Source organism: Sulfitobacter indolifex (assembly GCF_022788655.1).
Lineage (GTDB): Bacteria > Pseudomonadota > Alphaproteobacteria > Rhodobacterales > Rhodobacteraceae > Sulfitobacter > Sulfitobacter indolifex.
On sequence record NZ_CP084951.1, the window covers coordinates 2,323,963 to 2,350,814 of the forward strand.

26 protein-coding genes are annotated in these 26,852 nt (G+C 60.1%); 12 read left to right on the forward strand and 14 right to left on the reverse strand.

Annotation, left to right across the window (positions count from 1 at the left end; translation table 11 throughout):
* Positions 1–117 precede the first annotated feature (117 nt).
* Complete coding sequence (locus DSM14862_RS11330; RefSeq protein ID WP_007120545.1) at positions 118–897, forward strand: sulfotransferase family protein; 780 nt, start codon at positions 118–120, stop codon at positions 895–897.
* A 5-nt stretch (positions 898–902) separates the two neighbouring features.
* On the opposite strand, the gene DSM14862_RS11335 is transcribed toward DSM14862_RS11330, so the two are convergent.
* The 3 genes from DSM14862_RS11335 to DSM14862_RS11345 all read right to left on the reverse strand — a co-directional run bounded on the left by DSM14862_RS11335 (position 903) and on the right by DSM14862_RS11345 (position 3,795).
* A complete protein-coding gene (locus DSM14862_RS11335; RefSeq protein ID WP_007120546.1) occupies positions 903–1,907 on the reverse strand; it encodes a YcjF family protein in 1,005 nt (334 codons plus the stop codon).
* The gene (locus tag DSM14862_RS11340) at positions 1,907–2,296 is read right to left on the reverse strand and encodes a GNAT family N-acetyltransferase (RefSeq protein ID WP_050770431.1); all 390 of its coding nucleotides are present in this window, start codon (positions 2,294–2,296) and stop codon (positions 1,907–1,909) included. Before DSM14862_RS11340 ends, DSM14862_RS11335 begins: the two co-directional genes overlap by 1 nt.
* 71 nt (positions 2,297–2,367) lie before the next feature.
* The gene (locus DSM14862_RS11345) at positions 2,368–3,795 is read right to left on the reverse strand and encodes a YcjX family GTP-binding protein (protein ID WP_007120548.1); all 1,428 of its coding nucleotides are present in this window, start codon (positions 3,793–3,795) and stop codon (positions 2,368–2,370) included.
* Between the two features lie 89 nt (positions 3,796–3,884).
* Between DSM14862_RS11345 and truA the strand changes: the two genes are divergently transcribed.
* Entirely contained in the window at positions 3,885–4,658 is a 774-nt protein-coding gene (truA, locus tag DSM14862_RS11350; RefSeq protein ID WP_007120549.1) for a tRNA pseudouridine(38-40) synthase TruA, read from the forward strand.
* Between the two features lie 175 nt (positions 4,659–4,833).
* Here truA and gndA read toward each other — a convergent pair whose 3' ends face one another.
* Entirely contained in the window at positions 4,834–6,282 is a 1,449-nt protein-coding gene (gene gndA, locus DSM14862_RS11355) for an NADP-dependent phosphogluconate dehydrogenase (RefSeq protein WP_007120550.1), read from the reverse strand.
* A 136-nt stretch (positions 6,283–6,418) separates the two neighbouring features.
* Here gndA and DSM14862_RS11360 point away from each other — a divergent pair, with 136 nt between their 5' ends.
* Both DSM14862_RS11360 and DSM14862_RS11365 read left to right on the forward strand, forming a co-directional pair.
* Positions 6,419–6,880 (forward strand): NUDIX hydrolase, encoded by a 462-nt coding sequence (locus tag DSM14862_RS11360; protein WP_040701558.1) that lies wholly within the window; start codon positions 6,419–6,421, stop codon positions 6,878–6,880.
* A gap of 165 nt (positions 6,881–7,045) precedes the next feature.
* Complete coding sequence (locus tag DSM14862_RS11365) at positions 7,046–8,527, forward strand: inorganic phosphate transporter (RefSeq protein WP_007120552.1); 1,482 nt, start codon at positions 7,046–7,048, stop codon at positions 8,525–8,527.
* A gap of 19 nt (positions 8,528–8,546) precedes the next feature.
* Here DSM14862_RS11365 and DSM14862_RS11370 read toward each other — a convergent pair whose 3' ends face one another.
* From DSM14862_RS11370 to DSM14862_RS11380, 3 genes are all read right to left on the reverse strand, one after another.
* The gene (locus DSM14862_RS11370; RefSeq protein ID WP_007120553.1) at positions 8,547–9,581 is read right to left on the reverse strand and encodes a 2-dehydropantoate 2-reductase; all 1,035 of its coding nucleotides are present in this window, start codon (positions 9,579–9,581) and stop codon (positions 8,547–8,549) included.
* A complete protein-coding gene (gene argF, locus DSM14862_RS11375) occupies positions 9,578–10,483 on the reverse strand; it encodes an ornithine carbamoyltransferase (RefSeq protein ID WP_007120554.1) in 906 nt (301 codons plus the stop codon). The genes DSM14862_RS11370 and argF overlap by 4 nt, the downstream gene beginning before the upstream one ends.
* A gap of 72 nt (positions 10,484–10,555) precedes the next feature.
* Positions 10,556–11,731, reverse strand: a complete 1,176-nt coding sequence (locus DSM14862_RS11380; RefSeq protein ID WP_007120555.1) for an aspartate aminotransferase family protein — start codon at positions 11,729–11,731, stop codon at positions 10,556–10,558.
* Positions 11,732–12,080: 349 nt separating this feature from the next.
* On the opposite strand from DSM14862_RS11380, the gene DSM14862_RS11385 reads away from it, so the two are divergent.
* Positions 12,081–12,689, forward strand: a complete 609-nt coding sequence (locus DSM14862_RS11385; protein ID WP_007120556.1) for a GcrA family cell cycle regulator — start codon at positions 12,081–12,083, stop codon at positions 12,687–12,689.
* A gap of 76 nt (positions 12,690–12,765) precedes the next feature.
* Here the strand turns inward: DSM14862_RS11385 and DSM14862_RS11390 are convergent, their stop codons facing one another.
* Together DSM14862_RS11390 and DSM14862_RS11395 are read right to left on the reverse strand one after the other, a co-directional pair.
* Positions 12,766–13,548 carry an SseB family protein gene (locus DSM14862_RS11390; protein WP_040701591.1) on the reverse strand — a complete coding sequence of 261 codons (783 nt, stop codon included), beginning with the start codon at positions 13,546–13,548 and terminating at the stop codon, positions 12,766–12,768.
* Positions 13,549–13,576: 28 nt separating this feature from the next.
* A complete protein-coding gene (locus tag DSM14862_RS11395; RefSeq protein WP_040701593.1) occupies positions 13,577–14,176 on the reverse strand; it encodes a uracil-DNA glycosylase family protein in 600 nt (199 codons plus the stop codon).
* Between the two features lie 109 nt (positions 14,177–14,285).
* Between DSM14862_RS11395 and DSM14862_RS11400 the strand changes: the two genes are divergently transcribed.
* Together DSM14862_RS11400 and DSM14862_RS11405 are read left to right on the forward strand one after the other, a co-directional pair.
* Entirely contained in the window at positions 14,286–14,627 is a 342-nt protein-coding gene (locus DSM14862_RS11400; RefSeq protein WP_007120559.1) for an ArsR/SmtB family transcription factor, read from the forward strand.
* Positions 14,620–15,651 carry a permease gene (locus tag DSM14862_RS11405; protein WP_040701595.1) on the forward strand — a complete coding sequence of 344 codons (1,032 nt, stop codon included), beginning with the start codon at positions 14,620–14,622 and terminating at the stop codon, positions 15,649–15,651. The genes DSM14862_RS11400 and DSM14862_RS11405 overlap by 8 nt, the downstream gene beginning before the upstream one ends.
* A gap of 396 nt (positions 15,652–16,047) precedes the next feature.
* Here DSM14862_RS11405 and DSM14862_RS11410 read toward each other — a convergent pair whose 3' ends face one another.
* Positions 16,048–17,451 (reverse strand): sensor histidine kinase, encoded by a 1,404-nt coding sequence (locus DSM14862_RS11410; RefSeq protein WP_113075750.1) that lies wholly within the window; start codon positions 17,449–17,451, stop codon positions 16,048–16,050.
* 286 nt (positions 17,452–17,737) lie between these two features.
* Here DSM14862_RS11410 and DSM14862_RS11415 point away from each other — a divergent pair, with 286 nt between their 5' ends.
* The 5 genes from DSM14862_RS11415 (at position 17,738) to DSM14862_RS11435 (ending at position 23,515) form a co-directional block, all read left to right on the forward strand.
* Complete coding sequence (locus tag DSM14862_RS11415) at positions 17,738–18,544, forward strand: acyl-homoserine-lactone synthase (protein ID WP_113075751.1); 807 nt, start codon at positions 17,738–17,740, stop codon at positions 18,542–18,544.
* Positions 18,545–18,788: 244 nt separating this feature from the next.
* A complete protein-coding gene (locus tag DSM14862_RS11420; RefSeq protein WP_007120787.1) occupies positions 18,789–19,448 on the forward strand; it encodes an ABC transporter ATP-binding protein in 660 nt (219 codons plus the stop codon).
* A complete protein-coding gene (locus DSM14862_RS11425; RefSeq protein WP_007120788.1) occupies positions 19,426–21,162 on the forward strand; it encodes a hypothetical protein in 1,737 nt (578 codons plus the stop codon). Before DSM14862_RS11420 ends, DSM14862_RS11425 begins: the two co-directional genes overlap by 23 nt.
* A complete protein-coding gene (kdsA, locus tag DSM14862_RS11430; protein WP_007120789.1) occupies positions 21,159–21,992 on the forward strand; it encodes a 3-deoxy-8-phosphooctulonate synthase in 834 nt (277 codons plus the stop codon). Before DSM14862_RS11425 ends, kdsA begins: the two co-directional genes overlap by 4 nt.
* Positions 21,993–22,018: 26 nt before the next feature.
* Entirely contained in the window at positions 22,019–23,515 is a 1,497-nt protein-coding gene (locus tag DSM14862_RS11435; protein WP_007120790.1) for a phosphomannomutase/phosphoglucomutase, read from the forward strand.
* Between the two features lie 81 nt (positions 23,516–23,596).
* On the opposite strand, the gene DSM14862_RS11440 is transcribed toward DSM14862_RS11435, so the two are convergent.
* The 4 genes from DSM14862_RS11440 to rpsA all read right to left on the reverse strand — a co-directional run bounded on the left by DSM14862_RS11440 (position 23,597) and on the right by rpsA (position 26,838).
* A complete protein-coding gene (locus DSM14862_RS11440; RefSeq protein ID WP_007120791.1) occupies positions 23,597–24,244 on the reverse strand; it encodes a phosphoribosylanthranilate isomerase in 648 nt (215 codons plus the stop codon).
* Positions 24,245–24,253: 9 nt separating this feature from the next.
* The gene (locus DSM14862_RS11445; protein WP_007120792.1) at positions 24,254–24,604 is read right to left on the reverse strand and encodes a lipopolysaccharide assembly protein LapA domain-containing protein; all 351 of its coding nucleotides are present in this window, start codon (positions 24,602–24,604) and stop codon (positions 24,254–24,256) included.
* Positions 24,604–24,888: an integration host factor subunit beta gene (ihfB, locus tag DSM14862_RS11450; RefSeq protein WP_007120793.1), complete on the reverse strand. Its 285-nt coding sequence runs from the start codon at positions 24,886–24,888 to the stop codon at positions 24,604–24,606. Before ihfB ends, DSM14862_RS11445 begins: the two co-directional genes overlap by 1 nt.
* A 285-nt stretch (positions 24,889–25,173) precedes the next feature.
* A complete protein-coding gene (rpsA, locus tag DSM14862_RS11455; protein WP_040701803.1) occupies positions 25,174–26,838 on the reverse strand; it encodes a 30S ribosomal protein S1 in 1,665 nt (554 codons plus the stop codon).
* Positions 26,839–26,852: the final 14 nt, after the last annotated feature.

The following is a 26,852-nucleotide window of genomic DNA, read 5'->3' on the forward strand; positions in this document are numbered from 1 at the left end:
CGATGACAGCCTTTGCGTTCCGATAACAAAAGTTAACCCCCAAGCTCCTGGAAAGGGGCCTCGGCGGCCCTAGCTGGCCGTTCATAGCGCAATATCATACCGTTGAATGAGCAACTGATGACCCCGAAAATTCCACCACGTTATCTATTTATCGGCGGGCTGCATCGGTCTGGCACTTCCTTGGTCAATCGGCTGGCCAATGCCCTGCCCGGCGCGGGCGGTATTACCGGAGCAGCAGCCCCTGAGAACGAAGGCGTCTATCTGCAGGGTGCCATCGCCCATACCGCGCAGTCCGGTCGGCCCATGCATTTCGCGACCAATCCGGCAGAGCATTTGACCGAAGGACATCCGCTGAACTCTTTAGAAACAAAGACGCGGCTCGAGCGTGACTGGGCCCCTTGGTTCGACCCAGACCTGCGCTGGCGGATAGAGAAATCGCCGGTAAATCTGACGCGTATGCGGCTTATGCAGCAGCTGTTTCCTATGTCGCAATTTATGGTCGTTCTGCGCCATCCCGAAGCAGTCGCGGCCTCGGTCGCATCCTGGGTCGATGCGCCAGCGCAGCAGTTGCTGGATCACTGGATCGCGGCGCAGGCACAGATGTTGGACGACCTGCCCTATCTCCACGCGGTAATGGTACTGCGCTACGAGGATATCGTGGCCGATGCCCCCCGCAGCATGCGCCAGATCGCGCAGTTCCTTGACCTGCCCGAGGCGGCGTTGCCGGAGGGGATCGCAGACGGCAATCAAAACTATGCCGGGGCCGCGCAGATGACTGCAGCGCAGGCGAATTACGCTGCCCGCTGGGGGTATGAACCGGGGTTAAACGTGGCCCCGTGGTCGGGCCTGCTACAGCACCCTCTCCGCTCGGTACGTGACGCAGTTTCCGCCGCTTAACCCGTTCAGTTGTTGCCAAACACCCCTGTGAGAGCACGTTTGACGATTCCCCGCACGCCGGGGCGCTTTTCACGGGCAAAGGGCAGCGGGCGGCAGACCTCAATGGCAGCCACGCCCACCCGTGCAGTCAATGCGCCATTTACCAAACCTTCCCCGAAACGTCGGCTCAATTTGGCAACGATGGACCCGCCCAAAAGCGGTTCGATCAAGTCATCGCCGACCGCCACAGCACCCGTTGCCACAAGATGCGACAGCACCGCGCGGGTCAGCCGCCATGAGCCCAAAAAGCCCGAACGCCCGCCGTAGATCTCTGCAATACGTCGGATCATCCGCAGGTTGCTGCTGAGTGCAGCGGCCACGTCGGCAAGCGCCAAGGGCACAAGCGCAGTAACGGCTGCGACCTGCCGCGCCGCCGCCTCGACTTCGCGGGTCGCAGCGCGGTCTAATGGAGCCAAGACCTCTCTCTCGGCCAGCCCCAACAATGCCTCTGCGTCGAATTGGTCACCGCGCAGTTCCGCCAATCGGTCGCGGCCCCAGCGGGTGTCTTCGCGGTGTTTATACAGCGCTTCAAGCCGATCCGTCACGCTGCGCGCTGCGGCTAAATCGGCCTGCGCCAGTGCCTCGCCTGCGTCATGGCGCAGCCCGTCAAGCCGCGCAAGCCGGCCAAAAGCGGCCATTTCGCGCAAGGAAAGCAGCAGCAGGACCAGCAGAAAAGCCCCGAGCAGTAGGGTCATCGCCCACCCCAGCACCGGATAGCGTGCCATTAGGTCAGTCACGAAGGTCCATGCGGCGATCGACACAAGCGCCGTCACCAAAGCGCCCGCCAGCGCCCAGAACAGCCGCACCAGCCGCGAGGGTTTGCGTGCTGCAAGTTGTGCGGCGATCTGCATCGCTTGCCCCTTGGGCGCGGGGACGTCGGTGTCAAACTCCGGCACGGCGGGCGCATCGGCGACCGAGGGCTGGGGTTTGCTGTCTTCCTCTAGGTCGAACAGGATTGGTCCGCGGGCCATTAGGCGGCCTCCCTTTGCCAGTGCAATGTCAGATCGGGCAGCCCTTCGTCATTGGCGCTGCCATCGCCGCGCGCGGTCTCGGCAAACCCGTGGTGGCGATAGAAAGCAATGGCAGGCGTGTTTGCCTGAAATGTCCAACATGTCAGCGCCTTGTGACGGGTTTTCAACCCCCCGATAAGGGCGGAGCCTATGCCCTGCCCCCGCGCATCATCTGCAACATAAAGCGCATCCAACTCGCCCCCTTTGCAGGCGACGAAACCGGCGATCCGGCCTGCCTGCTCGGCGACAGTTACCCAGCCCCGTACAATCATCGCATCGGCATGGGCGATGTCTTCAGCCGCGGTATGAATGCGTGGCAACCAATTGGTCTGCCTTGTGAAATCGCTCATGATCCCTCCCACCGCGCCTGCGTCCAAAGGTTGCGCTGCGCGCAGCGTGGCGGGGCGTGTCAGCCGCGCGCTCAAAGCCGATCTCCGATCAAGAACTCTGCCGCGCGGTCCAGTCGAATATGCGGTGGGCCGTCACCGGGGCGTAGATCCAGCACAGCGGGCGCAAAGCGCATAATCTGGTAATCCGCGCCCAACCATTCCTGCGCGCCCTGCCGCGCAGGGGTCAGCAGATGCGCCGGGTCTTCGGGCAGTTCGCCGGGGTAGAATGCCGCCTGCCGCCCGCGCGTTTCATCGTCGTTCAAAAGCGTCCCGCGCACCACATCAAGCGGCTCACCCCCATGGGTCATCACATCTTCGGTCGTGGCGCGCAGGCTGGCGATGGCCATGGCCCGCGTGCCTGCCCCGGCGTATTGCGCCCGGTCCCGTGCCTCGCGGATCAGCGCCTGCATGATGCCGCTTAGCCGCGGGTGCTGGCTGTGATGCAGATGGTCGGCCTTGGTGGCAGCAAAGAGTACTTTTTCAACCCGTTTGCCGCGCAGCAGGCTGGTCAGGAAGTTATTCTTCCCCGGCCTGAAAGCGCTTAATATATCAGCCATCGCTCCGCGCAAATCTTCGACCGCGCGCGGCCCTTGGTGAATCGCGCCAAGGGCATCGACCAACACGACTTGGCGGTCGATCCTGGAAAAATGATCGCGAAAGAAGGGCTGCACCACCTGTTTCTTATAGGCCTCAAACCGCCGCGCCATCTCGCGGATCAACGATTTGCGCGGCGCACCGTCCGAGCCGAGCAACGGCGCAAAGGTCAGCACCGGCGATCCGGCAAGATCACCGGGCAGCAGAAACCGCCCCGGCGTGCAGTCAGAATAGCCATTGGCGCGGGCGGTTTGCAGATACGCGGCAAAGCTGTCGGCAAGCCTGCGCGCTGTGGTCTCTTCCAACTCGCCATGGGGGTCGGTTTGCTCAGCAAGCGTCCGGTAGCCCGCAGCCTCCTCGCGGTGCGCGATACGCTCAATCACCTGTGCCGACCATTCAGCGTAGGTTACGTCCATCAGCGCCAGATCCAGCAGCCACTCACCGGGATAATCCACGATATCCAGATGCAACGTGCGCGGCCCCTGCAACCCGGCCAACAAGCCGTTGGGCCGTACCTTAAGCGACAGCCGCAGTTCCGAGATCGCCCGCGTGCTTTCTGGCCAATGCGGTGTCTTGCCAGTCAGTGCGGCGAGGTGGTTCTCATAGTCAAACCGCGGCACGGTATCATCGGGCTGTGGCTGCAAAAACGCGGCCTCAATCCGGCCTTCTGAGGCCGCCAACAGCCCCGGCATGCGCCCCCGGTCCAGCAAGTTCGCCACCAGTGAGGTGATGAAAACAGTCTTGCCCGACCGTGCAAGCCCTGTGACGCCCAGACGGATCACCGGCTCGAAAAACGTCTCCCCGACCGTGTCTGTGACCGTCTCAAACTGCCGCCAAATGCCGTCGGCGATGCCTGTAATACCCAATGCTGCGCCCGTCCCTTTGCCTTTGGCGTTAACATAGGGCTGGCAGCCGGGGATTGCCAGAAGCGCCCGCCCGCGCTAATGCCGCGTCCATGCCCAGATATGCTCTGAAAATCGAATACCACGGCGCGCCGTTCAACGGCTGGCAGCGACAGGTGGACCTGCCCACTGTACAGGGGTTCATTGAGGCCGCGCTGGCGCGGTTGGAACCCGGCGCGCATACCATTGCCGCCGCCGGACGCACCGACACCGGGGTGCATGGGCTGGGCCAAGTGGCCCATTGCGATATGGCGCGTGATTGGTCGCCGTTTCGCCTAGGCGAAGCGCTGAACTACCATCTGAAACCGCAGCCCATCGCGATCACTGATTGCGTGTTGGCACCTGAGGATTTTCACGCGCGCTTCTCGGCGCTGGAGCGGCGGTACCACTTCTGCATCCTTTCGCGCCGCGCGCCTGCGGTGCATCAGGCTGGGCTGGTTTGGCAGGTTAAACATCGGCTGGATGTCGAGGCCATGCAGGCCGCTGCCGATCTTTTAGTGGGCAAGCACGACTTTACGACCTTCCGCTCAACAATCTGTCAGGCGGTGAGCCCAGTGAAGACATTGGACCGGTTGGACGTGCGCGAAGTCGAGACCGCCACTGGCACGGAGTATCACTTCGATGTGCGGGCGCGGTCTTTCCTGCACAATCAGGTGCGCAGTTTTGTGGGGACACTGGAGCGGGTCGGTGCTGGGTCTTGGAGTGTGGCGGATATGGGTGCGGCGCTTGCGGCGAAAGACCGTGCGGCTTGCGGGCCGGTTTGCCCGCCGCATGGGCTGTACTTGGCGCATGTGAGCTATCCGGTGGACCCATTTGCCAGGGCGTGACAAGGACCATCGCCTGCCCGCCGGGTGGCGATCCTAACGTCTATCCGCGCCACTTTAAGGTGCAACCGTGGGTGCGCTTTTAATAGTGTTCCGCCCGTTGCTAAATCGCCTTCCCGTCCGGGCGGGCAGGCGATGGTCCGGCGCCTTCGGCTTGATTCCGGACCTTTCAGCGCTTTTACGGCAGCGGATTCCACGTGCCGTGAAATTTCCCCTCACCTTCTGTCCGCTCAAACCCATGCGCGCCAAAGAAGTCCCGCTGTGCTTGGATCATATTTGCCGTGCCGCGCGCTCGACGCATGCTGTCGTACCACGCCAACGCCGCCGAGAGCGCAGGCAGAGCGACGCCCAGCAGCGCGCCCGCCGCCACGACACGGCGCAGTGCCGGGATGCTGTCCTCCAGCCGTTTGCGCATGGCAGGTGCAAGGATCAGATGACCGCCGGGCAATTCGCCACGGAAGGCATCGGCAAATTCGTCCAAGAGCGCCGAGCGAATGATGCAGCCCGCGCGCCAAATCTCAGAGATTCGCGCCATGTCGAGCGACCATTCAAACTCCTCTGACGCCGCGCTGAGGATGCGAAACCCCTGTGCATGGCCGATGATCCGCCCCGCCAGCAGCGCCATTTCCAAATCTTCCGCCTCAGGCAACGGCGCGTCTTGCACGCCCTCGGGCAAAAGCGGCTCGGCCATCTCACGCACAGCTTTCTCGCTCGACCAGCCCCGCGCACCAACAGCGGCCTCGATGGTGTTGGCCGATTGCCCCATCTTGAGCGCTTCGATCAGCGTCCAGCGCCCGGTTCCCTTTTGCCCCGCCTGATCGCGGATCACATCGACCATTGGCGTGTCGGTCTGCGTGTCGACCGACAAAAGAGCTGCGGCAGAAACCTCGATCAAATAAGAACTCAGCGGCCCCTTCTGCCATTCAGCAAAGAGGTTGCCGATCTCAACCGCGCCCTGCCCGCCTGCGTCGCGCAGCAGGCCGTAAACTTCGGCAATCATCTGCATGTCGGCGTATTCGATGCCGTTGTGCACCGTCTTAACAAAATGGCCTGCCCCATCAGGGCCAAGATGCGCCACACAGGGCGAGCCGTCGAACTGCGCGGCAATCGCCTCGGCCATCGGCTTGAACTGCTCCCAAGAATGATCGCTGCCACCGACCATCATTGAGGGGCCATTGCGCGCCCCAGCTTCACCGCCCGAGACGCCCATGCCGACAAAATGCAGCCCCGTGCCTTCCAACGCGGCACTGCGGCGGCGGGTGTCGTGGAAATCAGCGTTGCCGCCGTCGATCAGCGTATCGCCTTTATCGAGCAGTGGCTTAATCGCCTCAATCATCGCATCGACCGGCGCGCCGGAGGGGATCATAAAAAGGATACTCCGCGGGCGCGCGATGGCGGCGACGAACTCTTCAAGCTGCTCTGCTCCGATCAAACGCTCGGACAGTGGTCCGGCCTCATCAAGGAAAGGCGCGATCCACTCGGCTTCGCGGTTGCTCACCGCCACGGTAAAGCCGCTGTCGGCCAGATTTAGCGCCAGCGCCGACCCCATGGTGCCCAGCCCGTAAACCCCGATATCGGCGCCTGTGGCCTCAGCCGCGCCCCCCTTCGCCTGCGTGCCCGTTGCCATGTCGTTTATGCCTCATCTTTAGACGGTCAGACTGCCAGGCCCGCCAGTTCCGCGCGCTGCAGTTTGATTTGCGTTTGGGAACACTATATAATGTGTTCATAACAAGAAAAACACCCGACCGAGGCATAGTCCAATAATGACACACGTATTTAGACGCGCATGGGAGGATATGGTCCTCCCCATTTTCAAACGCCCCCGCCGCGTGCAGGTGGCAGCCCTCTGCTACCGCACCACCGACGCGGGCAAAAAAGTATTGCTTATCACCAGCCGCGATACGGGCCGCTGGATCCTGCCCAAAGGCTGGCCGATTGACGGGCTGGACGGGGCCGGCGCCGCGCTACAAGAGGCATGGGAAGAGGCCGGGGTGACCGAAGCGGATATCGAATCCGATCCAATGGGCATTTTCGACTATGACAAGGGTCTCGGCGAAGGCTTGACCGTGCCCGTGACCACACAGGTCTATCTGACCCGCGTACGCGATCTGAGCGAAGAATACCCCGAAGCGGGTATGCGCAAACGCGCTTGGTTCACGCCGCAAGAGGCGTCAGAGCTGGTGGATGAGCCTGATCTTAAAGCGATTTTGGCCGCATTCCACTGACGGGTTTTGGCACCGGACCTCTGTTCGGTGCCCATTCAACTCCCCGCCGCCCTCGAAATTCCCCATATCCCGCATGTTACAATTTTGTGACAGGGTGACTTGCGCCCTCGATAGCCTTATGTCACCCCCCGCTGAATGTAAGGATCTTTGGGAGATCATCTAGGAATGGCATCGGAACCGCAGGGCAGCCAGTGGAAGACACTGGACAAAGACCTTAACCGTATTTCTCAAGTCGAATTGGCCGCGACCTATGTCGCCCGCCCTCTCGTTGGGCCGGGCATCGCGCTGGCCTTTATCGTGGTGGCCGGGGCTGTCGCGGCGGTCTTCTTTGGGCATCAACCGTCAAGCTTCGTCGTTATCGCCGCCGCCGCTTTTGGCGCATACATGGCGGTCAACATCGGCGCAAATGACGTGGCCAACAATATGGGCCCGGCTGTGGGGGCCAATGCGCTGACCATGGGCGGTGCCATCGTCATTGCGGCCTTGTGCGAATCTGCGGGCGCGCTGCTCGCCGGGGGCGATGTGGTTTCGACCATCTCAAAAGGGATCATCGACCCGGCCAGCGTCGCTGACACGCGCATCTTCATCTGGGCGATGATGGCTGCGCTGATCTCATCGGCGCTTTGGGTGAACCTTGCCACATGGGTCGGCGCGCCGGTCTCAACCACGCATTCGGTCGTAGGCGGCGTCATGGGTGCTGGTATCGCGGCAGCCGGGTTTGGTGTCGTGAACTGGAGCTCCATGAGCCTGATTGCCGCAAGCTGGGTGATCTCGCCCGTGCTGGGCGGTACGGTGGCCGCGATGTTCCTTGCGTTCATCAAAGCCCGTATCATCTACCAAGACGACAAAATCGCTGCTGCGCGCACATGGGTGCCGGTACTGGTTGGTATCATGGCTGGGGTCTTTGCGGCGTATCTGGCGCTGAAGGGTCTGAAAAAGATCATCTCAATCGATATGCCCATGGCGCTGATCATCGGCCTCGTCGTGGGTCTGGTGACCTATGCGATCTCCGCCCCGTTGATCCGCAAAAAGTCCGAAGGGATGGAAAACCGCAACCGCTCAGTCAAAATCCTCTTTGGCCTGCCGCTGGTCCTTTCTGCCGCCCTTCTCAGCTTTGCCCATGGTGCTAATGACGTGGCCAATGCGGTTGGCCCGCTGGCGGCGATTGTCCATGCGACAGAGTTCGGCAGCTTTGAAGATAAGGTCAGCATTCCCACATGGGTGATGATCATCGGCGCCTTCGGCATCTCCTTCGGTCTGTTCCTCTTTGGCCCGAAACTGATCCGCATGGTCGGCAGCCAGATTACCAAGCTGAACCCGATGCGCGCCTATTGCGTGGCTCTGTCGGCGGCGATCACGGTGATCGTGGCAAGCTGGCTCGGTCTGCCCGTCTCCTCCACCCATATCGCCGTGGGCGGGGTCTTTGGCGTGGGGTTTTACCGTGAGTGGCATATGGAGCGGCGTCTGCGCCTGATCGGCGGCCAAACCAGCGAAGTGAAACGCATCGCCAAAGAAGAACGCCGCCGCCGCAAACTGGTGCGTCGTTCGCATTTCATGACCATCGTGGCGGCTTGGGTGATCACCGTGCCTGCCGCGGCGCTGCTGTCGGCGCTGGTCTTCTGGGTGCTTAATACCCTCGTAAGCTGAGGTCAGGCGCTGTTGTGCCTCACCCCTTCTGCTGGTCCTGCCCTGCTGCCATCTCGGTACGCAGGGCGGTGACCGGCAAATGCGGCAGCCCTTCGCCGGCAAGCTCTGCCCAGCCCATCACCCGCAACACCATATCCGTCACCGGCGTCGCCCGGCCAAGCGCCTGCGCGCGCCGTTGCACCTCGCCTTGCAGCGCATCGATCTCGGTCGGGCGGCGCGCGGCGAGGTCTTGGGCCATCGAAGTCCGCGCCTGTGGGTCGATCTGCAGCATGGCCGAAGCGATGCGCGTGAACAGGGGCGTCGGCAAGCGCAGCAGCGCCGGGACCAGCCGCGCAGGGATCGGCGTGGTCATGGCAGGGCGGATCTTCTCGGCTCGCAGGACGGAAAGCGCCTCAGCCCATTGATCGGCCATTAATTGGCGCCATGCCCGGTCACGCAACTGCGCCTGCAACGGCAGCCCACTCAACGCATTCAGCGCGTTGTTGAGATTCATCAAAAACTTGCCCCATTGCAGGGCGGTGATATCCGCGTGTTCAATCATCCGAAGCTGGGGCAACGACAACCGTGCAGCCAGGTCCGCCGGCCCGCCCTCGATAACCAGATCGCCCGAGCTTGCCCTGTGGTAGCACCCCTGCCCCATGGCCACGACGTTGAACGGCACCAGCCCTGCGCGCAGATCATGCTGGGGCAAATGCTGGGCCAAGATGGCGCGGTTGCCCATGCCGTTTTGCAGGCTGATGACCTGCACGCCCTGCGGCGTGTGGCGGGCGATCTGCCGCGCCATGTTTTCGGTATCGCCTGACTTAACCGTGACCAGCACGATATCGGCATCGCGCAGACAGGTCTCATCACTCGCAAGGGTCAGCTCATCCGACGACAGGTTGCGGGCCATTCCGCCAAAGTCCGTCAGGGTCAGCCCATGGGTGCGGATCTCGGCCTGGATACGGGGCCGCGCCAGCAAGGTTACGGAATGGCCCGCCCCGGCCAGCAGCCCGCCGATAAAACAGCCGATCGCCCCCGCGCCCGCGACAACGATGCGGGGGCCGTCGCTCATGCGCCCAGACACCAGCGCATGACAGCTTTCTGAGCGTGCAGACGGTTTTCGGCCTCATCAAAGATCACCGAATGTGGCCCGTCCATGACCGAGCTTGTCGCCTCATCATCGCGATGCGCGGGCAGGCAGTGCATAAAGAGCGCGTCGGGTTTGGCCAGCGACATCAGCGCGTCATTCACCTGATAGCCGCGCAGCTGGTTGTGGCGGCGCTCGCGGGCCGATTGGGGATCATGCATGCTGACCCAAGTGTCGGTGACCACCAAATCGGCGCCCTCGACAGCCTTCTGTGGGTCGCGCTCGATCGTATAAAGCCCATCAAGCGCCGCTTCCGGGTCCAGCGTCTGCGGCCCGGTAAAGACCAGATCAAAGTCGAACTGTTTGGCCGCATGGGCGAGGCTTGCAAAGACGTTGTTACCATCACCCGACCAGACCACCTTGCGCCCTTTGATCGGGCCGCGATGTTCCTCAAAAGTCTGGATGTCAGCCATGATCTGACAGGGGTGCGTGCGGTTGGTCAGCCCGTTGATCACCGGCACGGTGGCGTATTCTGCCATCTCCAGCAGGGTCTGCTCTTCGAAGGTGCGGATCATGATCATATCAACATAGCGCGACAGGACGCGGGCGGTGTCGGCGATGGTCTCGCCGTGGCCCAACTGCATGTCAGCGCCCGAAAGCACCATCGTCTGCCCGCCCATTTGGCGCACGCCCACGTCGAAAGACACGCGCGTCCGGGTCGAGGGTTTTTCAAAGATCAGCGCGACCATCTGGTCTTTCAACGGCTGATCATCATCCGCCGCCCCGCGCGGGCGGCCTTGGCGCGCGGCCTTCATAGCGGCGGCATTGTCGATGATCTGCCGCAGATCGGCGGGGTCGGTTTGGTGGATATCAAGAAAATGGTTCATCTGTCGTCTCTGTCTTGCGGGTAACGGGAGCATTTGCCCCGATGCCCGAGGAATATTTTAGGCGAATGGCGCTTAGGCCGGGGTCAGTTCACGCGCGATGGCGTCAAGGCGGGTGACGGCCTCGGCAATCTCATCGTCGGAAATGGTCAGCGGCGGCAGCAGGCGGATCACGTTGTCGGCGGCGGGCACGGTGATCAACTCATTGGCATAGCCTGCAGTGACCACATCGGCATTCACCACCTTGCACTTTAGCCCCAGCATCAGCCCTGCGCCGCGGACCTCTTCAAAGACCTCTGGATGCTCGGCCACCAACCCCTCAAGGCGCTGACGCATCAGCCCCGCCTTGCGGTTCACTTCGGCCAAAAACGCCTCATCGGCCACCACATCCAGCACCGCGCTGCCCACAGCGCAGCCCAGCGGGTTGCCGCCATAGGTCGATCCATGGGTGCCTGCGGTCATGCCCGAAGCGGCCTTTTCGGTCGCCAACACAGCACCCAGCGGGAATCCCCCGCCGATGCCCTTGGCGACCATCATGATGTCGGGTGTCACCCCGGCCCACTCATGGGCAAAAAGCCGCCCTGTCCGGCCCACACCGCACTGCACCTCGTCCATAATCAAGAGCAGCCCGTGCTGATCACAAAGCGCCCGCATCTGCTGCAATTCCGCGTCAGGCACGGCGCGGATGCCGCCCTCGCCCTGCACCGGCTCGACCATGATGGCGGCGGTCTTGTCGGTGATGGCGGCCTCCAGCGCGTCGCTGTCGCCAAGGTCGAGATGCACAAAACCCGGCAGCAGCGGGCCGAACCCCTTGGTCATTTTCTCTGACCCTGCCGCCGCGATTCCGGCAGAGGAACGCCCGTGGAACGAGCCACTAAAGGTGATGATCTCAACCCGCTTCGGCTGGCCCGCCTCATAGAAATACTTGCGCGCCATTTTGACGGCCAGCTCACAAGCCTCGGTGCCCGAATTGCAAAAGAACGCCGTGTCGGCAAAGGTTTCAGCAACCAACCGGTCCGCCAGCGCCTCTTGCTGTGGGATATGGTAGAGGTTCGACGTATGCCACAGCGCTTGCGCCTGATCGGTCAAGGCCTTCACAAGCGCCGGATGCGCATGGCCAAGCGCGTTCACCGCGATCCCCGCCCCAAGATCAAGAAAACGTCGCCCGTCCGCCTCGATCAGCCAAGTGCCTTCGCCTTTGACAAAGGTCAAAGGGGCGCGGTTATAGGTCGGCAGAACGGAAGCGATCATCTGTTTGTCCTTAGGAAGGGGCCATATCACGCCGGTAAAAGGGCATGGGGTTGGCGCCGGGTCAATGGGATTTGGAGGATTTTGAAAGGGTGCAGCAGACATGCTGCGTGATCAGGCCCAACAGGGCCGCGCAGCTATCGGACGGTGCGTCGTCGGATGGAATTTGTGGCGCTTTTGATCATAGGCCTTGCATAGCCGCCCTTCATCCCCCACGTAAAGCCCCAATCGCAGCCTGCCGCCCTTATGGGGATCGGCGCTTGCACCTGCGGCCCCACAAGATAAAATGGGGGCCGATACACTGACAAAGCGGTCCGGGCTATGGGGCCGCTTTTTAACTGGGGAACCCCGTATGTCCTGGACTGATGAGCGCGTAGAAACACTGAAAAAGATGTGGGGCGAAGGCCAGTCCGCCAGCCAGATCGCGAAAGAGCTGGGCGGGGTGACGCGCAACGCGGTGATCGGCAAGGTGCACCGTTTGGGCCTGTCGAACCGCACCGCCGGTGCGCCAGCCGCCGACGCAGCGGCCAAGCCGGAGCCGAAAGCCAAGCCCACCGCCCCCAAGGTCGAAGCCAAGCCAAAGCCCGCAGCCAAGCCTGCGCCCGAACCCGAAGCCGCCCCTGCCGCGGAAGCTGAAGAGCCCGCCGCAGCCCCGGCGCCAAGGCCCAACCTGCCCGCGCGCAAACAGATCATCCCTGCGGGCCAGCCCCTTCCGCCGCAGCCGTCGGCCAATGAAATCAGCCCCGAGGCGCTGGCCAAAGTTAGCGAAGTCGAGAAGAAGGCTAAGAAGATCGGCCTGATGGACCTGACCGAGCGGACCTGCAAATGGCCCGTAGGTGACCCAGCGACCGATGACTTCTGGTTCTGCGGTCTGCCTGTGCAGCAGGGCAAACCCTATTGCGAGGCCCATGTTGGCGTCGCCTTCCAACCAATGAGCGCACGGCGCGACCGCCGCCGCTAAGACCGGCTCTGTGAAATGAAGAAAGGAGGGCGGGCATGATTGCCCTGCCCGCCTTTTTCTTTGACCGTTGAAAAGATCAGCGCAGTTTCGGTGGTTTTGCCGGATCGCTTCCCGGTGCCATCCGCGGGGTGTTCTGCAAAGGCTCCATCTGTGGCAAGTCAAAGCGCAGGCCAACGCGGGCCAATTTCTCGACCACCGCATCCTTGGGGCCGAAAAAACCCACGTCCATAGCGCCCGCTTCGATCCCTGAGAACGTCAACGCCTCAGACGCCGCCCGCACCAGCGCGTCCTGCGCACGAGGAATCGCGCCGACGAAAGCCAGCAGATGCCCGCGCCCGCCGCCTGTATATTCCACACCCACAAGAAATGCGCCTGCCGCCATGCCGGTCGCCGTCGCAAGCTTGGCATCAATCGCGGCGATCAACGTCTCAGGCAGCCCCTGCGGTGGAAACACCCGGTCAATGCCCGCCTCAACCTCGCCGGGCGCATGGGCCAAGGTGCTGCGCAACCAATCCATCGCGTCGGCCGGCAACAGGATTTCCGAAGGCGCTACGCCGATGTTCACCGCCATGCCCAAGGGCTGCCCCGCGAGCATCGTGGCAATCGCCCGGCCCGAAAGCGCCACGTAGGGAGACGCCTCCCCCACATGCGCTGAAAGCCGTGCCGCGCGATCAAAGACCATGACATAGCTGTCGTCCAGTAGCACCGGGCTGATCTGATCGCCCTGCGGCTCATCCTCCAGCAGCATGAAAAGCTCTACATCCGCGATCCGCTCGTAAAACCGCAGGCGGGCAGCATCATCGTCGGGAGCGGCCACCATCGCGGCATGGGCTTGGTCCAGCGGGGTCGGCTCAATCAGCCGGGCTGTGTTAGGGGCAGTTTGGGGGTCAGCTTGGGGATCGGTCATTCATCACCTCGGACACGGCGGTGCGCAGACGGGGCAAGACCTCTTCCGCGAACCAGGGATTCTTGTTCAACCATCCGGTATTGCGCCAGGACGGATGAGGCAAGGCAAAGACCCCCGGTGGATGGTCCCGCCAGCCCGCCACAGCCTCGGTCACATTGCGAAATTCGGGCAGGTGATACTTCATCGCGTATCCCCCGATCAGCACCGTCAGCGCGAGGTCGGGCAGAATATCCAACACCGGTTCGCGCCAAGTCTGCGCACAGACGCGCGGCGGCGGCAGGTCACTGCCCTTGGCGTCATAACCCGGAAAACAGAACCCCATCGGCACGATGGCGACGCGGTTGCGATCATAAAATGTCGCCTCATCCAATCCCAGCCAATCGCGCAGGCGCGTACCGGACATATCCCAAAAGGGCTTACCCGCTTCATGCACACGCTTGCCGGGCGCTTGGCTCGCGATGAGCAGCCGCGCGCCGGGCTTGAACCAAACGATGGGCCGCGGGCGATGCTGCGTCGCCGTCACGGCAAAGCGATCGGCGCAAAGACGGCAGGCCGCCAGATCATTTCGGATATCCTTCATGGTCAGGAGATAGGCAAAAGGTTCAGAAGATAAAGGGGGGCGGCCCATCACTTCGACATTTATCGAAATAAAACTTGCCTCGATCTTATATTTCGATAATTCTAGAACTATGAAACAAGAATCAGCAACCCTCGCCCTTACCCTCGCAGCCAGCAGCTTTGCAGCACTTGGATCAGAACAACGCCTTTTGGTGCTGCGCACGCTGGTGCGCGCCGGATCAGCGGGGCTGAGCATCGGCACGCTGGGCGACCGCACAGGCGTGACCGGCTCAACGTTAACGCACCATCTCAAACTTCTCGCCTCTGCTGGATTGGTAAAACAGGAAAAGCAGGGCCGCAGCACGATCTGCGCAGCTGTCGCTTACGAGGAAGTGCGCGCCTTGGCGAATTTTCTTCTCACCGAATGCTGCGCAGATGCAATCGATGAATGTACGGAGCATGATCATGGCTGAAACCACTCAATCTGTCCCCGCCCTCCACCGGTTGGCGTTTTTGAAAAGCGCTTGGGGCATTATACTGGGCCTGCTCGCCCTCATCGCGCTGCTGGATCCCCCGCAATTTGTACCGACCGTTATTTTCACCGGCCAAGCGCTACTGGGCACCGCCCCTTTCATCGCCTTCGCGGTGCTAGCGGTCGCCTACCTCAAAGCCAGCGGCGCCGAGAGCCTGCTCGCCCGCGCGTTTGAGGGAAGCCCCGCCCGGATGGTCGTCATGGCGGCCGCACTTGGCGGGCTATCCCCGTTTTGCAGTTGCGAGGTCATCCCCTTCATCGCCGCCCTGCTCGCAGTGGGTGCACCTTTGGGCGCGGTCATGGCCTTCTGGCTCGCCTCCCCGTTGATGGATCCAGCGATGTTTGCGATCACCTCCGGTACGCTCGGCATCGATTTCGCCGTGGCGAAAACCATCGCCGCGCTCGGCGTTGGAATGTTCGGTGGCTTCACCGTCTTGGCCCTATCACGAACCCCGCTCTTCAACGATCCGCTGCGTGCCCAGCCTGCGAAAAGCAGCTGCTGTTCGTCGGCCAAACCCTTCTCCTGCACGCCGGTTTGGAAGTTCTGGCAAGAGACCGAGCGCCGCGCGAGCTTTAACGACACGGCGTTGAGCAATGCGCTGTTCCTCGTGAAATGGCTCACGCTTGCCTATGTGGTCGAAGCCTTGATGCTGACCTATGTGCCCGCAGAGTGGATCGCCAATATCTTGGGCGGGTCCGGGATCATGCCGATCATCCTTGGCGCTTTGGTCGGCGCACCCGCCTATCTTAACGGCTATGCTGCCGTGCCACTGATCGACGCGCTGCTGGCCCAAGGCATGACCCAAGGGGCGGCCATGTCTTTTGTCATCGCAGGCGGGGTGAGCTGCATCCCGGCGGCCATCGCGGTCTGGGCACTGGTGAAACCACATGTCTTTGCTGCCTACCTTGCCTTTGCCTTTGTCGGTGCCATCCTCGCTGGCCTGGCTTGGCAGTTGGTGGCGTGATGTGATGGATCACAGGCATCCTTGCATATTCCCTTGGGCGGCGACCGTAGTGTCGCCGCCCAAGGGATCAGCGAGCCCATCCGTACCGCAGGGCACTACGGGATGATAACCAACAGCTCGTCATCCAGCGCCGAGACATCGGCTTTTTCACACAGACAATCGCCTTAACCATTACTATTCGCAGCGCCGCATGTCGCACGCGGCGCAGCAACTGACCGCTCGTGCTTGCGCAGATCGCTTAAATCACATTGGTCATGAAGAGTTTCCATCTCGTTAAGAAAACCCCACCGGGTTTCGATGATCCGTCTCACGCCGCGAGATAGATCACTCTGGCGGTAACGTTAACAGCAGTGGCCGCGGCCCTTGCTCGCCAAACGCAGATCACGTCGCCGCGCGTTATGCCGCTGCGCGATCGCCTGTGGCTTTCTCTGGTTCTTCATCGCCAATTGGCCCGGCGCCGCTGACCATGTCTTTGATATGCATCCCATGCGCCAGTTCGCGACCAGACCCGTTGCCCAAGGGCATATCGATGTAGAACGTCGTGCCGGGGCCTTCGTTTTTAAAGTAATCGATCTGCCCGCCCAGGGCTTCAATGATCCGCTTTGAGATATTCATCCCCAAACCGGTGCCACCAACGGCACGCTGGTCGGACGAATCGATCTGCGAGAACTCGTCAAAGACCTTTTCCCGCTCAGATTCAGCAAGACCAATTCCCTCATCGATTACGCTGATGCGGACTTTCTCGTCTTGCTTGACAGAGGTGACCTTCACCGTCGATCCCGCAGGTGAAAACTTGGCCGCGTTGGACAAAAGATTGGACATCACTTGCTGCAGGCGCTTTTCGTCAGTGGCGATGCCCGCCGCATCCGACGGTTTTGCATAGCGCAGCGTGACACCTAGATTCGACGCAAATGCCTGATTAAGTTCAATTGCGTCTTCAATAATGGTCTGTACTTCAAGCGGTTCGATGTCGAAGCTCACCTTGCCTGCTTCAAATTTTTGCAGATCGAGGATCTCATTGATGATCGATGTGAGCCGCGCCGAATTGCGCTGCGCGATCTTCAGCACCTTTTCCATCTGCGGGGTCATGTCGCCCAAGACCCCCGCGCACGCCATATCCAGCGACCCTTTGATCGAGGTCATGGGCGTGCGCAGCTCATGGCTGATGGTCGAGACGAATTCAGTCTTTACCTTAAAGGCGATCTTGGTCTTCTCGTGTTCTTCCTTCAGTTCTTCCAACTGCCGGAGGTTGGTGCGGTACATCTTCATAAAGATGCGGGAGCAATCGACGATAAAATAGAGCACGAAAACTACAGTGAACAACTGTGTCCATAGCTCGGATTCTATCCCCGCCCCCGTGCTTACGATGTCCCAGATGGGGATAAACAGGAAGGTTACACCATAAATCGCCAGTCGCAGCATTAGCACCGGCAGGATGTGGTAATTGTTCATCGACGCGAAAAGGGCCGCTGCAAACAGGAAGAACAGCGGCAAAAAGTGTGTGGTTGCCCCCTGCTGCAAAGCGATGCCAAGCGCGAAATAACTGATCACACCCGCACTCAGCACTGTGCCAATGTAGATTCGGTTCATAAACACCCGCGCCAAGCGGGGGCTGCGCCCACGCCACCGGGTGATGCGTAGAAACAGAAGGTAATCAAATGTCTCGGAAATCGCGATAAGGACAAGCGTCGAGATCGACAGCCAAAGTTCGTAGTAGAACGCGGACAAGCAAATGGCCGCCGCAAAGATCATCTGCCGCTGCCAAAAAAGACTGACGCCGACTTGAGAATAGTCGCGCATCTGCTGCACCTTCGTGGCATCCGCCAGAAGGGGTGACTGTGTCGGCCCGTATGTTACTTTTTTCTGCGCCATCGCTCTCGTTTTTCTTCGGTCGGCTTCCCGTATCCCGGCATTCTGCCATTTATTTGCACGTTCAACATGTTGCATTTCGGCACCGCAGTACATGTTAGACGCGATCATCCTCCCTTCTACACACGGAAATGGGACATAAGTGTGGCCATTTCGTGCAACTAGAGGTTAGCGTCCTGTTAAGATGCATTTTTACAGCGATTTTTTGAGGCCCAATATGAGTCTGCAAGGACGACACTTTACCGGAAAATCTTGGCAAGATGTTCTTCCTGAACTGACGCCACAGGACGCTAAGGCGTTAGAAGTTAAAAACAAACGCTTTCCTCGCAAGCTTCTTAGCACCAAAGACGCTGAACCCGATCCCTACAGCCCAGAGGCCCTCGCCCAGGCCAATCCGTATATGCGCGCGACGACTTTATCGTTTTTAAACATGCATCAGCACGGTGAATTATTTGTAAATTTCCTGCGTGCCCGGCGTCGGATCTTTATCGACGACAAGCAATGGGATCTCCCTCAGGTTGATGGGATGGAATTTGATCAATACGACACGCCGCGCGCGCGTTGGATCGTGCTGCACGAATATGGCGAGGTCATGGGCGGCGTGCGTCTAATGCCAACCACTTCGGTTTGCGCGCAATATAGCTACATGCTGCGGGATGCGCAGTTGGGCATGCTGCCTGATATCCCCCAGGACGTGCTGTTCTTCAAAGCACCCGTACGCGACGATATCTGGGAAGCGACCCGCCTTTTCCTCACCAGCGCCGTCCCTGCACAGCGTCGCATTGCCGTGCAACGTATGCTGATGAACCAGATGGCCGGCGCCGCTTATGCCATGGGCGCGAGCCATGTTCTGGGCATCGTGCCTGCAACGTTCAGCCGCTGGATGACGCGGCTTGGTCTGATGAGCGCCGTTCCCGTGGGCCCGGTGCAAAACATCGACGGCGACCGGACACAGGCAGCTTTGATGAATGTCAGCTATATCGGCGAGATGACCCCTACCGAAAGCACACATACGCTGCACTGACCTTCAGCGCTGCTGCACAAATCGAAATACCGTACCCGGCCCTCTCCTCCTGATCACGCCGGGGCGGCCCTATATCATGCCGGGGCGGCATTTTACCCTTTCTTTGACAGCCCCCACCCCTTCCCGAAGGTGGCTCTTGCCTGCATTTCGACATATTGTGGTCAAACTCAGTGAATAGACGGTTAAGATACCTCTGATAAAAGAGACGCCACGAGGCCGCGCTCAGCACCAACCGGAGCAGGGAATGCTGGAATTTGAAAATGTGTCCAAGTCCTTTTGGACAGGATCGCAACATAAGGTCATTCTTGACCGGGTGTCTTTTCGCGTGGAACTTGGCCATTCGCTGGGCATTCTGGCCCCGAACGGCACGGGCAAAACGACGCTGATTAACATGATGGCCGGGCTCGAGAAACCTGATGAGGGTGAGATCAGGCGCAGCTGTAACATCTCGTTTCCATTAGGTTTTATGGGCGGGGTGGTCAGTAAAGTCTCTGCTATGGAAAACGCCCGCTATATCGCGCGCCTATATGGGCTCGACCCTGATTATGTCGAAAGCTTCTGCCGCTGGCTTTGTGGATTGGGCGAATATTTTGACCAGCCCCTTGGCACTTACTCCGCAGGGATGCGGTCCCGGTTCTCTTTTGCGCTGATGTTGGCACTGGATTTTGATATCTATCTGATTGACGAAGGTATGCCCGGCACGACAGACGTGGAGTTCAACCGAAAAGCGGGTGACATTCTTAAGGAACGGCTGCGGACCACCACGATTATCATCGTTTCACATCAGGCCCATACGCTTGAGAAATTCGCCCGCTCCGCCGCTGTCCTTTTGGACGGTAAACTGCATATGTTCGACACCTTGGAAGAAGCGAAACAGCTCTATGACTACGAAACCCAAGGCTAGAAAATTTCGCATCCGCAAAGCGCCGCCCCCTTCGGCGGCCAGCGCGCCCGCAGGCAGTGCCGCAAAGGCGCCGGTCGCGAAAGCTGATGCCGAGCGGGCAGAACGAACGGCTAAGCTGCGCGCTGTGGCGGATGCGACGGATGTGAAACCTTCCTATAGCAAAGAAGCCCTAGAACACGCTGCCAAATCCGGCAAAGCCGACCAGTCAGAGGCCAGCCGCGCGGGAGAGGTATCTTCGGCCAATGAGGTCTCGGCCGAGCAAGACATGGATGCGATCCGACGAGAGGGTCTGACAGGCCGCCAATTGCGTATGGCGCGCCGCGTGGCACAAAAACATGGGCTTGCCCCCACCTCGGACTTTGATGCGGTACGGTTGCTGCGCGCCAAGGGGATCGACCCGTTCCAGCGCTCTAACATGCTGGAACTCGTGGTGCCGCAATCGGGCGATCAAGACGCTGCCGGACTGCCTGCCACCCGTGGCCAACCGGGGGCCGCGCGCGTGCAATTGCCGCAGACAACACCAGCAGGCGGTCGCAACCTGCCCTCCACCGACGTCAGCCCTGCCGAGCGTCGCCAGCGCGAGATTTCCGATATTCAGCGCGACATTACCCGCCGCCGCCGTCGCAAAGCGACGATGCTCCTGGTGCGGCTGGCCTTCTTTGTCATGCTACCAACCTTTGCAGCGGGCTATTATTTCTACAAGATCGCCACGCCAATGTATGCGACCGATAGCCAGTTCTTGATCATCCAGAACGAGGGCGGCGGCGGGTCCAGCCCCTTTGGCGGGCTGCTGCCCACGCAATTCGCCAACAGCGCCGACAGCATCGCCACGCAGGCCTATCTGCAATCCAAGGACGCGATGCTGCGTCTTGACGAAGATGCTGGGTTCCGCGCGCATTTCGCCAACCCTGAGATTGATCCGATCCAACGGTTAACTGAAAATCCAACCAGCGAAGAGTCTTACAAAACCTATAAAAAGAACGTCAAAATCGGGTACGACCCAACCGAAGGCGTGATCCGGATGGAGGTCATCGCCGCCGATCCAGAAGTGTCAGAAGAGTTCTCCAAACGCCTGCTGACCTACGCCGAAGAGCGGGTTAACGATCTCAGCAAACAAAAACGCGAAGACGGCATGCGGGACGCGCTTGCAGGCTATGCAACTGCGTTCCAAAATCGTCGTGATGCGCAAGAAGCGCTGATCACATTGCAGGTCGATAACAACGTCGACCCGGAAGCGATGATCGCCTCAATTCGCACGCAGATCACAAGCTATGAAACGCTCCTGATTGAGAAGGAACTGGAACTCGCCGCCCTCCTCGACAACCAGCGCCCGAACCAAGCCAAAGTCGATGGGGCGCGTGGTGATGTGCGGCGACTGCGTGAACAGTTGACCAAACTGCGCGAACGGATGACCGCTGCCAATGAAGGCGAAAATTCGCTTGCCCAGCAGGCCGTCGCAGCGCAGCTTGCGCAAGCCGATTTGGCCGCTGCTGACATGGTGCTGCAAAGCGCGCAAACAGCAATGGATCAAGCCCGAACAGAGGCCGGGCGGCAGGTGCGTTACCTCACCGTGGCGGTCAATCCCGTGGCCCCGGACGAGGCCACCTACCCCCGCAAGTTCGAAAACACGATATTGGCTTTTCTTATCTTTGCAGGCATCTACCTGATGCTGTCCCTGACGGCGTCCATTCTTAGAGAACAGGTAACTTCATGACCCAGCTGCGCATCGGAAATCTGACTGTCGGCAACGACCGCCCCCTCACCGTGATCGCTGGCCCCTGCCAGTTAGAGAGCGAAGACCACGCGCAGATGATTGCGGGCGTATTGAAGGAAGCCTGCAATGCGGCGGGCGCGCAGTTCATCTTCAAAGCCAGCTATGACAAGGCCAACCGCACTTCCCTGTCGGGCAAACGCGGCTTGGGCATCGAAAAGGGTCTTCAGGTGCTACAATCCGTGGCCCGCGCCAATGATGTGCCAGTGCTGACGGATGTTCATAACGAGGCGCAATGCGCGCAGGCCGGTGAAGTCGTCGACGTGCTGCAAATCCCCGCCTTTCTGTGTCGTCAGACTGACATCCTGCTCGCCGCGGGCGAAACCGGTAAGGCCGTCAATGTGAAGAAGGGGCAGTTCCTTGCGCCGTGGGAAATGCAGAACATCGTCGATAAGATCGAAAGCACCGGCAACAAGAACATCTTGTTGACCGAGCGTGGTACGACATTCGGCTATAATACGTTGGTTGCCGACATGCGCAGCCTGCCGCAGATGGCCCAGACCGGCTATCCGGTTGTGATGGATGCAACACACTCTGTTGCCCAACCCGGCGGCAAAGGCGGATCGTCTGGCGGCCAACGCGAGTTTGCCCCCGTGATGGCCCGCGCGGCGGCCTCCATCGGCGTTGCGGCGATCTTTATGGAGACACATGAAGATCCTGACCGCGCGCCCAGCGATGGGCCGAATATGATCTACCTTGATCAAATGCCGGGGCTGATTAACTTGCTCATGCAATTTGATGCGCTGGCAAAAAGCCATCCGCTGACATTCTAAATTTATTCAAAAAGCGAGTATTTGACGTGACCAAACCGGCTTCGACCGTGACCCCAAACACTTGGGAATTTCTACGTGATGCGATGATCACCCCCACGGGCTTTCGGGAGTATGATGCGCGGTGGAAGTATCCCGACGACATCAATCTGCCGGGCATCACAGCACTTGGCCTTGGCCTTGGCACTCAGATGCACGCGCGTGGAATTGAGCCAGTCATTGCCGTTGGCAATGACTACCGCGACTATTCGCTATCGATCAAAAACGCGCTGATGTTGGGCCTGATGCAGGCCGGGATTACGGTTAAAGACATCGGCCCTGCCCTGTCCCCCATGGCCTATTTCGCGCAGTTCCATCTTGATGCGCCTGCCGTGGCGATGGTCACCGCCAGCCACAATCCGAACGGCTGGACCGGCGTTAAAATGGGCTTTGAGCGCCCCCTGACCCACGGCCCTGACGAGATGGCCGAGTTGCGGGACATCGTGCTGAATGGCCGGGGCAAAAAACGTCCGGGCGGCGCTTATGAGTTCATTGAGGGTGTGCGCGAAGCCTATCTTGACGATCTCGTGGGCGACTTCAAAATGACCCGCAAACTCAAAGTGGTGTGCGCCACTGGCAACGGCACTGCCTCGGCCTTCGCACCCGAGCTGTTCCGCCGTTTGGGCGTTGAGGTGGTCGATAGCCACAACGCGCTTGATTACACTTTCCCCCATTACAACCCGAACCCCGAAGCCATGGAAATGCTGCACGACATGGCCGACAGCGTCCGCGCTTCCGGTGCTGATTTCGCGCTTGGCTTCGACGGAGACGGCGACCGCTGCGGCGTGGTGGATGACGAAGGTGAAGAGATTTTTGCCGACAAAATGGGCGTCATCATGGCCCGCGATCTGGCCAGATTGCACCCCAACAGCACCTTCGTCGCGGATGTAAAATCCACCGGCCTCTTCGCTTCTGATCCCGAGTTGCAAAAGCATGGGGCGAAAGCCGACTACTGGAAAACTGGCCACAGCCACATGAAGCGCCGCGTCAAAGAACTTGGCGCGTTGGCGGGATTCGAGAAATCCGGCCACTACTTCCTCGCCGAGCCAATTGGTCGTGGCTATGACTGCGGCATGCGCGTCGCCGTCGAGATCTGCAAGCTGATGGACCGCAACCCCGACAAAAGCATGTCTGACCTGCGCCGCGCCCTGCCCCAGACTTGGGCCACGCCCACCATGTCGCCCTATGCCTCAGACACCGAGAAATACGACATCCTCGACCGTCTGGTACAAAAGCTTGTCGCGAAAGCCGATGCCGGTGACAAGATCGGCGGCCGCGCGATTGCTGAAGTCATCACTGTCAACGGCGCGCGGGTTATGCTCGATAACGGTGGCTGGGGACTGGTGCGGGCGTCCTCGAACACTCCGAACCTTGTGGTGGTTTGCGAAAGCCCCGAATCTGAGGCCGAGATGCGCGCGATTTTTGCTGATATCGACGCGGTGATCCGTACTGAGCCAGCGGTCGGCGACTACGACCAGTCGATCTGACCCGCGGGTGAGCTACTCATCAAAACGACGAAGGCCCGGGGCAATGCCACCGGGCCTTTTTGCTATCCTAGGTGCCGTTTCTTACTTGAGCGCGGCTTCGCAGAAAGCACGGATAAGCTCCGCATCCTTCACACCCGGCGCGCTTTCCACGCCGGAAGAGACATCCACCTGTCGCGCGCCAGTGAGAGCAATCGCCTCGCCGACGTTACCCGCATTAAGGCCGCCCGCCAGCATCCATGGTTTCGGCCAACGACGGCCGGCGATCAGACGCCAGTCAAAGGCCAGCCCATTGCCGCCGGGCAAGACCGCGTCTTTGGGGGGCTTGGCGTCGACCAAAAGCTGGTCGGCCACGTCAACATAGTCGTTCAACGCAATAAGATCATCCCGATCCGCCACGCCTACGGCCTTCATGACTGGCAAACCATAGCGCGCTTTGACCTCAGCCACCCGTGCGGGACTTTCGCTGCCGTGAAGCTGTAGCATATCTAAAAATGGCACCGCAGCAAGCAGCGCGTCCAGCGCCGCATCGTCGGCATTAACCGTCAGCGCAACCTTGCAAATGCCATCGGGTGCCGCCTCGGTCATATGGGCCGCTGCTTCGAGCGAAAGATGGCGTGGGGATTTTTCGAAAAACACGAATCCCAGCGTCCGTGCACCCGCCAACAACGCAGCAGGCATATCGGCAGGATCGGTCAAACCGCAGATTTTTACGTTGATATTCTCAGGCATGGAAAAGGCTTAACCCGCTTCATCCAACAGCGCCAGAACCTCATCCTTGCCCTGATGTTTTTCTTCTTTCAGGCGGATCACTTCGCGCTCCAACCGGCGGCGCTCACGCGCCTGACGCGCAGCCTCTGCGCGATGGCCATGTTCGCGGATCCACTCCCAAACAAAACCCACCAGAAGCCCGACGATGATGCTGCCTAGAATTACAATAAACAGCGGCAATTGGATGGAGGGGTTCACCGCAAACCAGCCGGAAATCTCAACCGGCAAGACCTGCAAGGTCACGATATTACGGTTCGCCAGAGCAACAGAAACCAAGGCCACCGCGAATAGCGCGATGCAGGCATAACGAATATAACGCATCAGCTTTTACCGTTCAGCCGGTCGCGCAGCAGCTTGCCGGTTTTAAAGAACGGCACATGCTTTTCGTCAACATTTACGGTCTCGCCGGTGCGCGGGTTGCGCCCCACACGGGCGTCACGTTTTTTCACCGAAAAGGCACCAAAGCCGCGAAGTTCTACCCGGTCCCCACGTGACATGGCACCTGTAATCTCGTCAAAAACGGTGTTTACGATCCGCTCAACATCACGTTGATAAAGATGCGGATTGTCGTCAGCGATCTTTTGGATCAGTTCCGACCGGATCATGGCACGTCCCCCGAGAGTTTGTTGATGTCTTACCCGACTATAGGAAATAACGCTTCACTCGGGAAGGTGTTCCACTCGTTCGACGGTAGATTTTTCTAGGCGAAACCCCTGTTATTTCGGCTCTTTTCCGCCACTTCGACCTCAGTTCTGTCGCGACAGGCGGCACCCCGGCCGCCCCTGCGCCCAAAGTCACCCCGATTCGAACAAGCCCGCAGAACAGCAAAAGGCCCCACATGTTGCCATGCGGGGCCTTCGCTAACGTTACACATTCAACGTGGAATGTGCTTACTCGTCGTCGCCTTTCAGCGCCGCACCAAGGATGTCGCCCAAGCTCGCGCCGGAGTCGGAGGAACCGTACTGCTGTACCGCCTCTTTCTCTTCTGCGATCTCACGCGCCTTGATGGAGACGCCCAGACGGTGTGCCTTGGCATCGACGTTGGTGATACGCACGTCAACCTTGTCACCGACCGAGAAACGCTCAGGGCGCTGTTCGGCACGGTCACGGCTGAGGTCGGAACGACGGATGAAGCTCTTCATGCCTTCGTATTCGACTTCGATGCCACCTTCTTCGATGGAGGTCACGTTCACAGTCACGATCGAGCCGCGCTTCACGCCGCCAACGGCTTCAGCGAACTTGTCGCCGCCAACGTTCTTGATCGAGAGCGAGATACGCTCTTTCTCAACGTCGACTTCGGAGACAACGGCCTGAACCACGTCACCTTTACGGTAGTCTTGGATCGCTTCTTCGCCGCGCTGGTCCCAGCTGAGGTCGGAGAGGTGAACCATGCCGTCGATGTCGCCGGGCAGGCCAACGAACAGACCGAATTCGGTGATGTTCTTGACTTCGCCTTCAACTTCGGTGCCCTCGGGGTGTGTTTCAGCGAACACTTCCCATGGGTTGCGCATGGTCTGCTTGAGACCAAGGGAAACACGGCGCTTGGCACCGTCGATTTCCAGCACCATGACTTCGACTTCTTGCGAAGTGGACACGATCTTGCCGGGGTGCACGTTCTTTTTGGTCCAAGACATTTCGGACACGTGAACGAGACCTTCGACACCCGGCTCCAGCTCGACGAATGCGCCGTAGTCGGTGATGTTGGTCACGCGGCCAGTGTGCACCGACTCGAGCGGGTACTTGGCGCCAACCAGATCCCATGGATCTTCCTGCAGCTGCTTCATGCCGAGGCTGATACGGTGGGTTTCTTTGTTGATCTTGATGACCTGGACCTTGATGGTCTCGCCAATCGCCAGGATCTCGGACGGGTGGTTAACCCGGCGCCATGCCATGTCGGTGACGTGCAGCAAGCCGTCAACACCGCCAAGGTCAACGAACGCACCGTATTCGGTGATGTTCTTGACCACACCATCGACGGTCTGACCTTCGGTCAGGTTGCCAATGACTTCGGCGCGCTGTTCGGCACGGGACTCTTCGAGGATCGCACGGCGCGAAACCACGATGTTGCCACGACGGCGGTCCATCTTGAGGATCTGGAACGGCTGCTTGAGACCCATGAGCGGGCCCGCGTCGCGCACGGGGCGGACGTCAACCTGGCTACCGGGCAGGAACGCAACTGCGCCGCCGAGATCGACAGTGAAGCCACCTTTGACACGGCCAAAGATCGCGCCTTCGACGCGCTCTTCTGCGGCATAGGCTTTTTCCAGACGATCCCAGGCTTCCTCACGGCGGGCCATTTCGCGGCTGATGACAGCTTCGCCACGCGCGTTTTCGACTTGGCGAAGGAAAACTTCGACTTCGTCGCCAACTTCGATTTTGGGGGATTCGCCGGGATCAGCAAATTCTTTCAGATCAACGCGGCCTTCCATTTTGTAGCCGACGTCGATGATGGCCTGGCCCGCTTCGACAGCGATCACCTTGCCTTTAACGACTGTACCCTCTTCGGGTGTGTCCATCTCGAAGCTTTCGTTCAGAAGCGCTTCGAATTCGTCCATTGCTTTGGTCATGT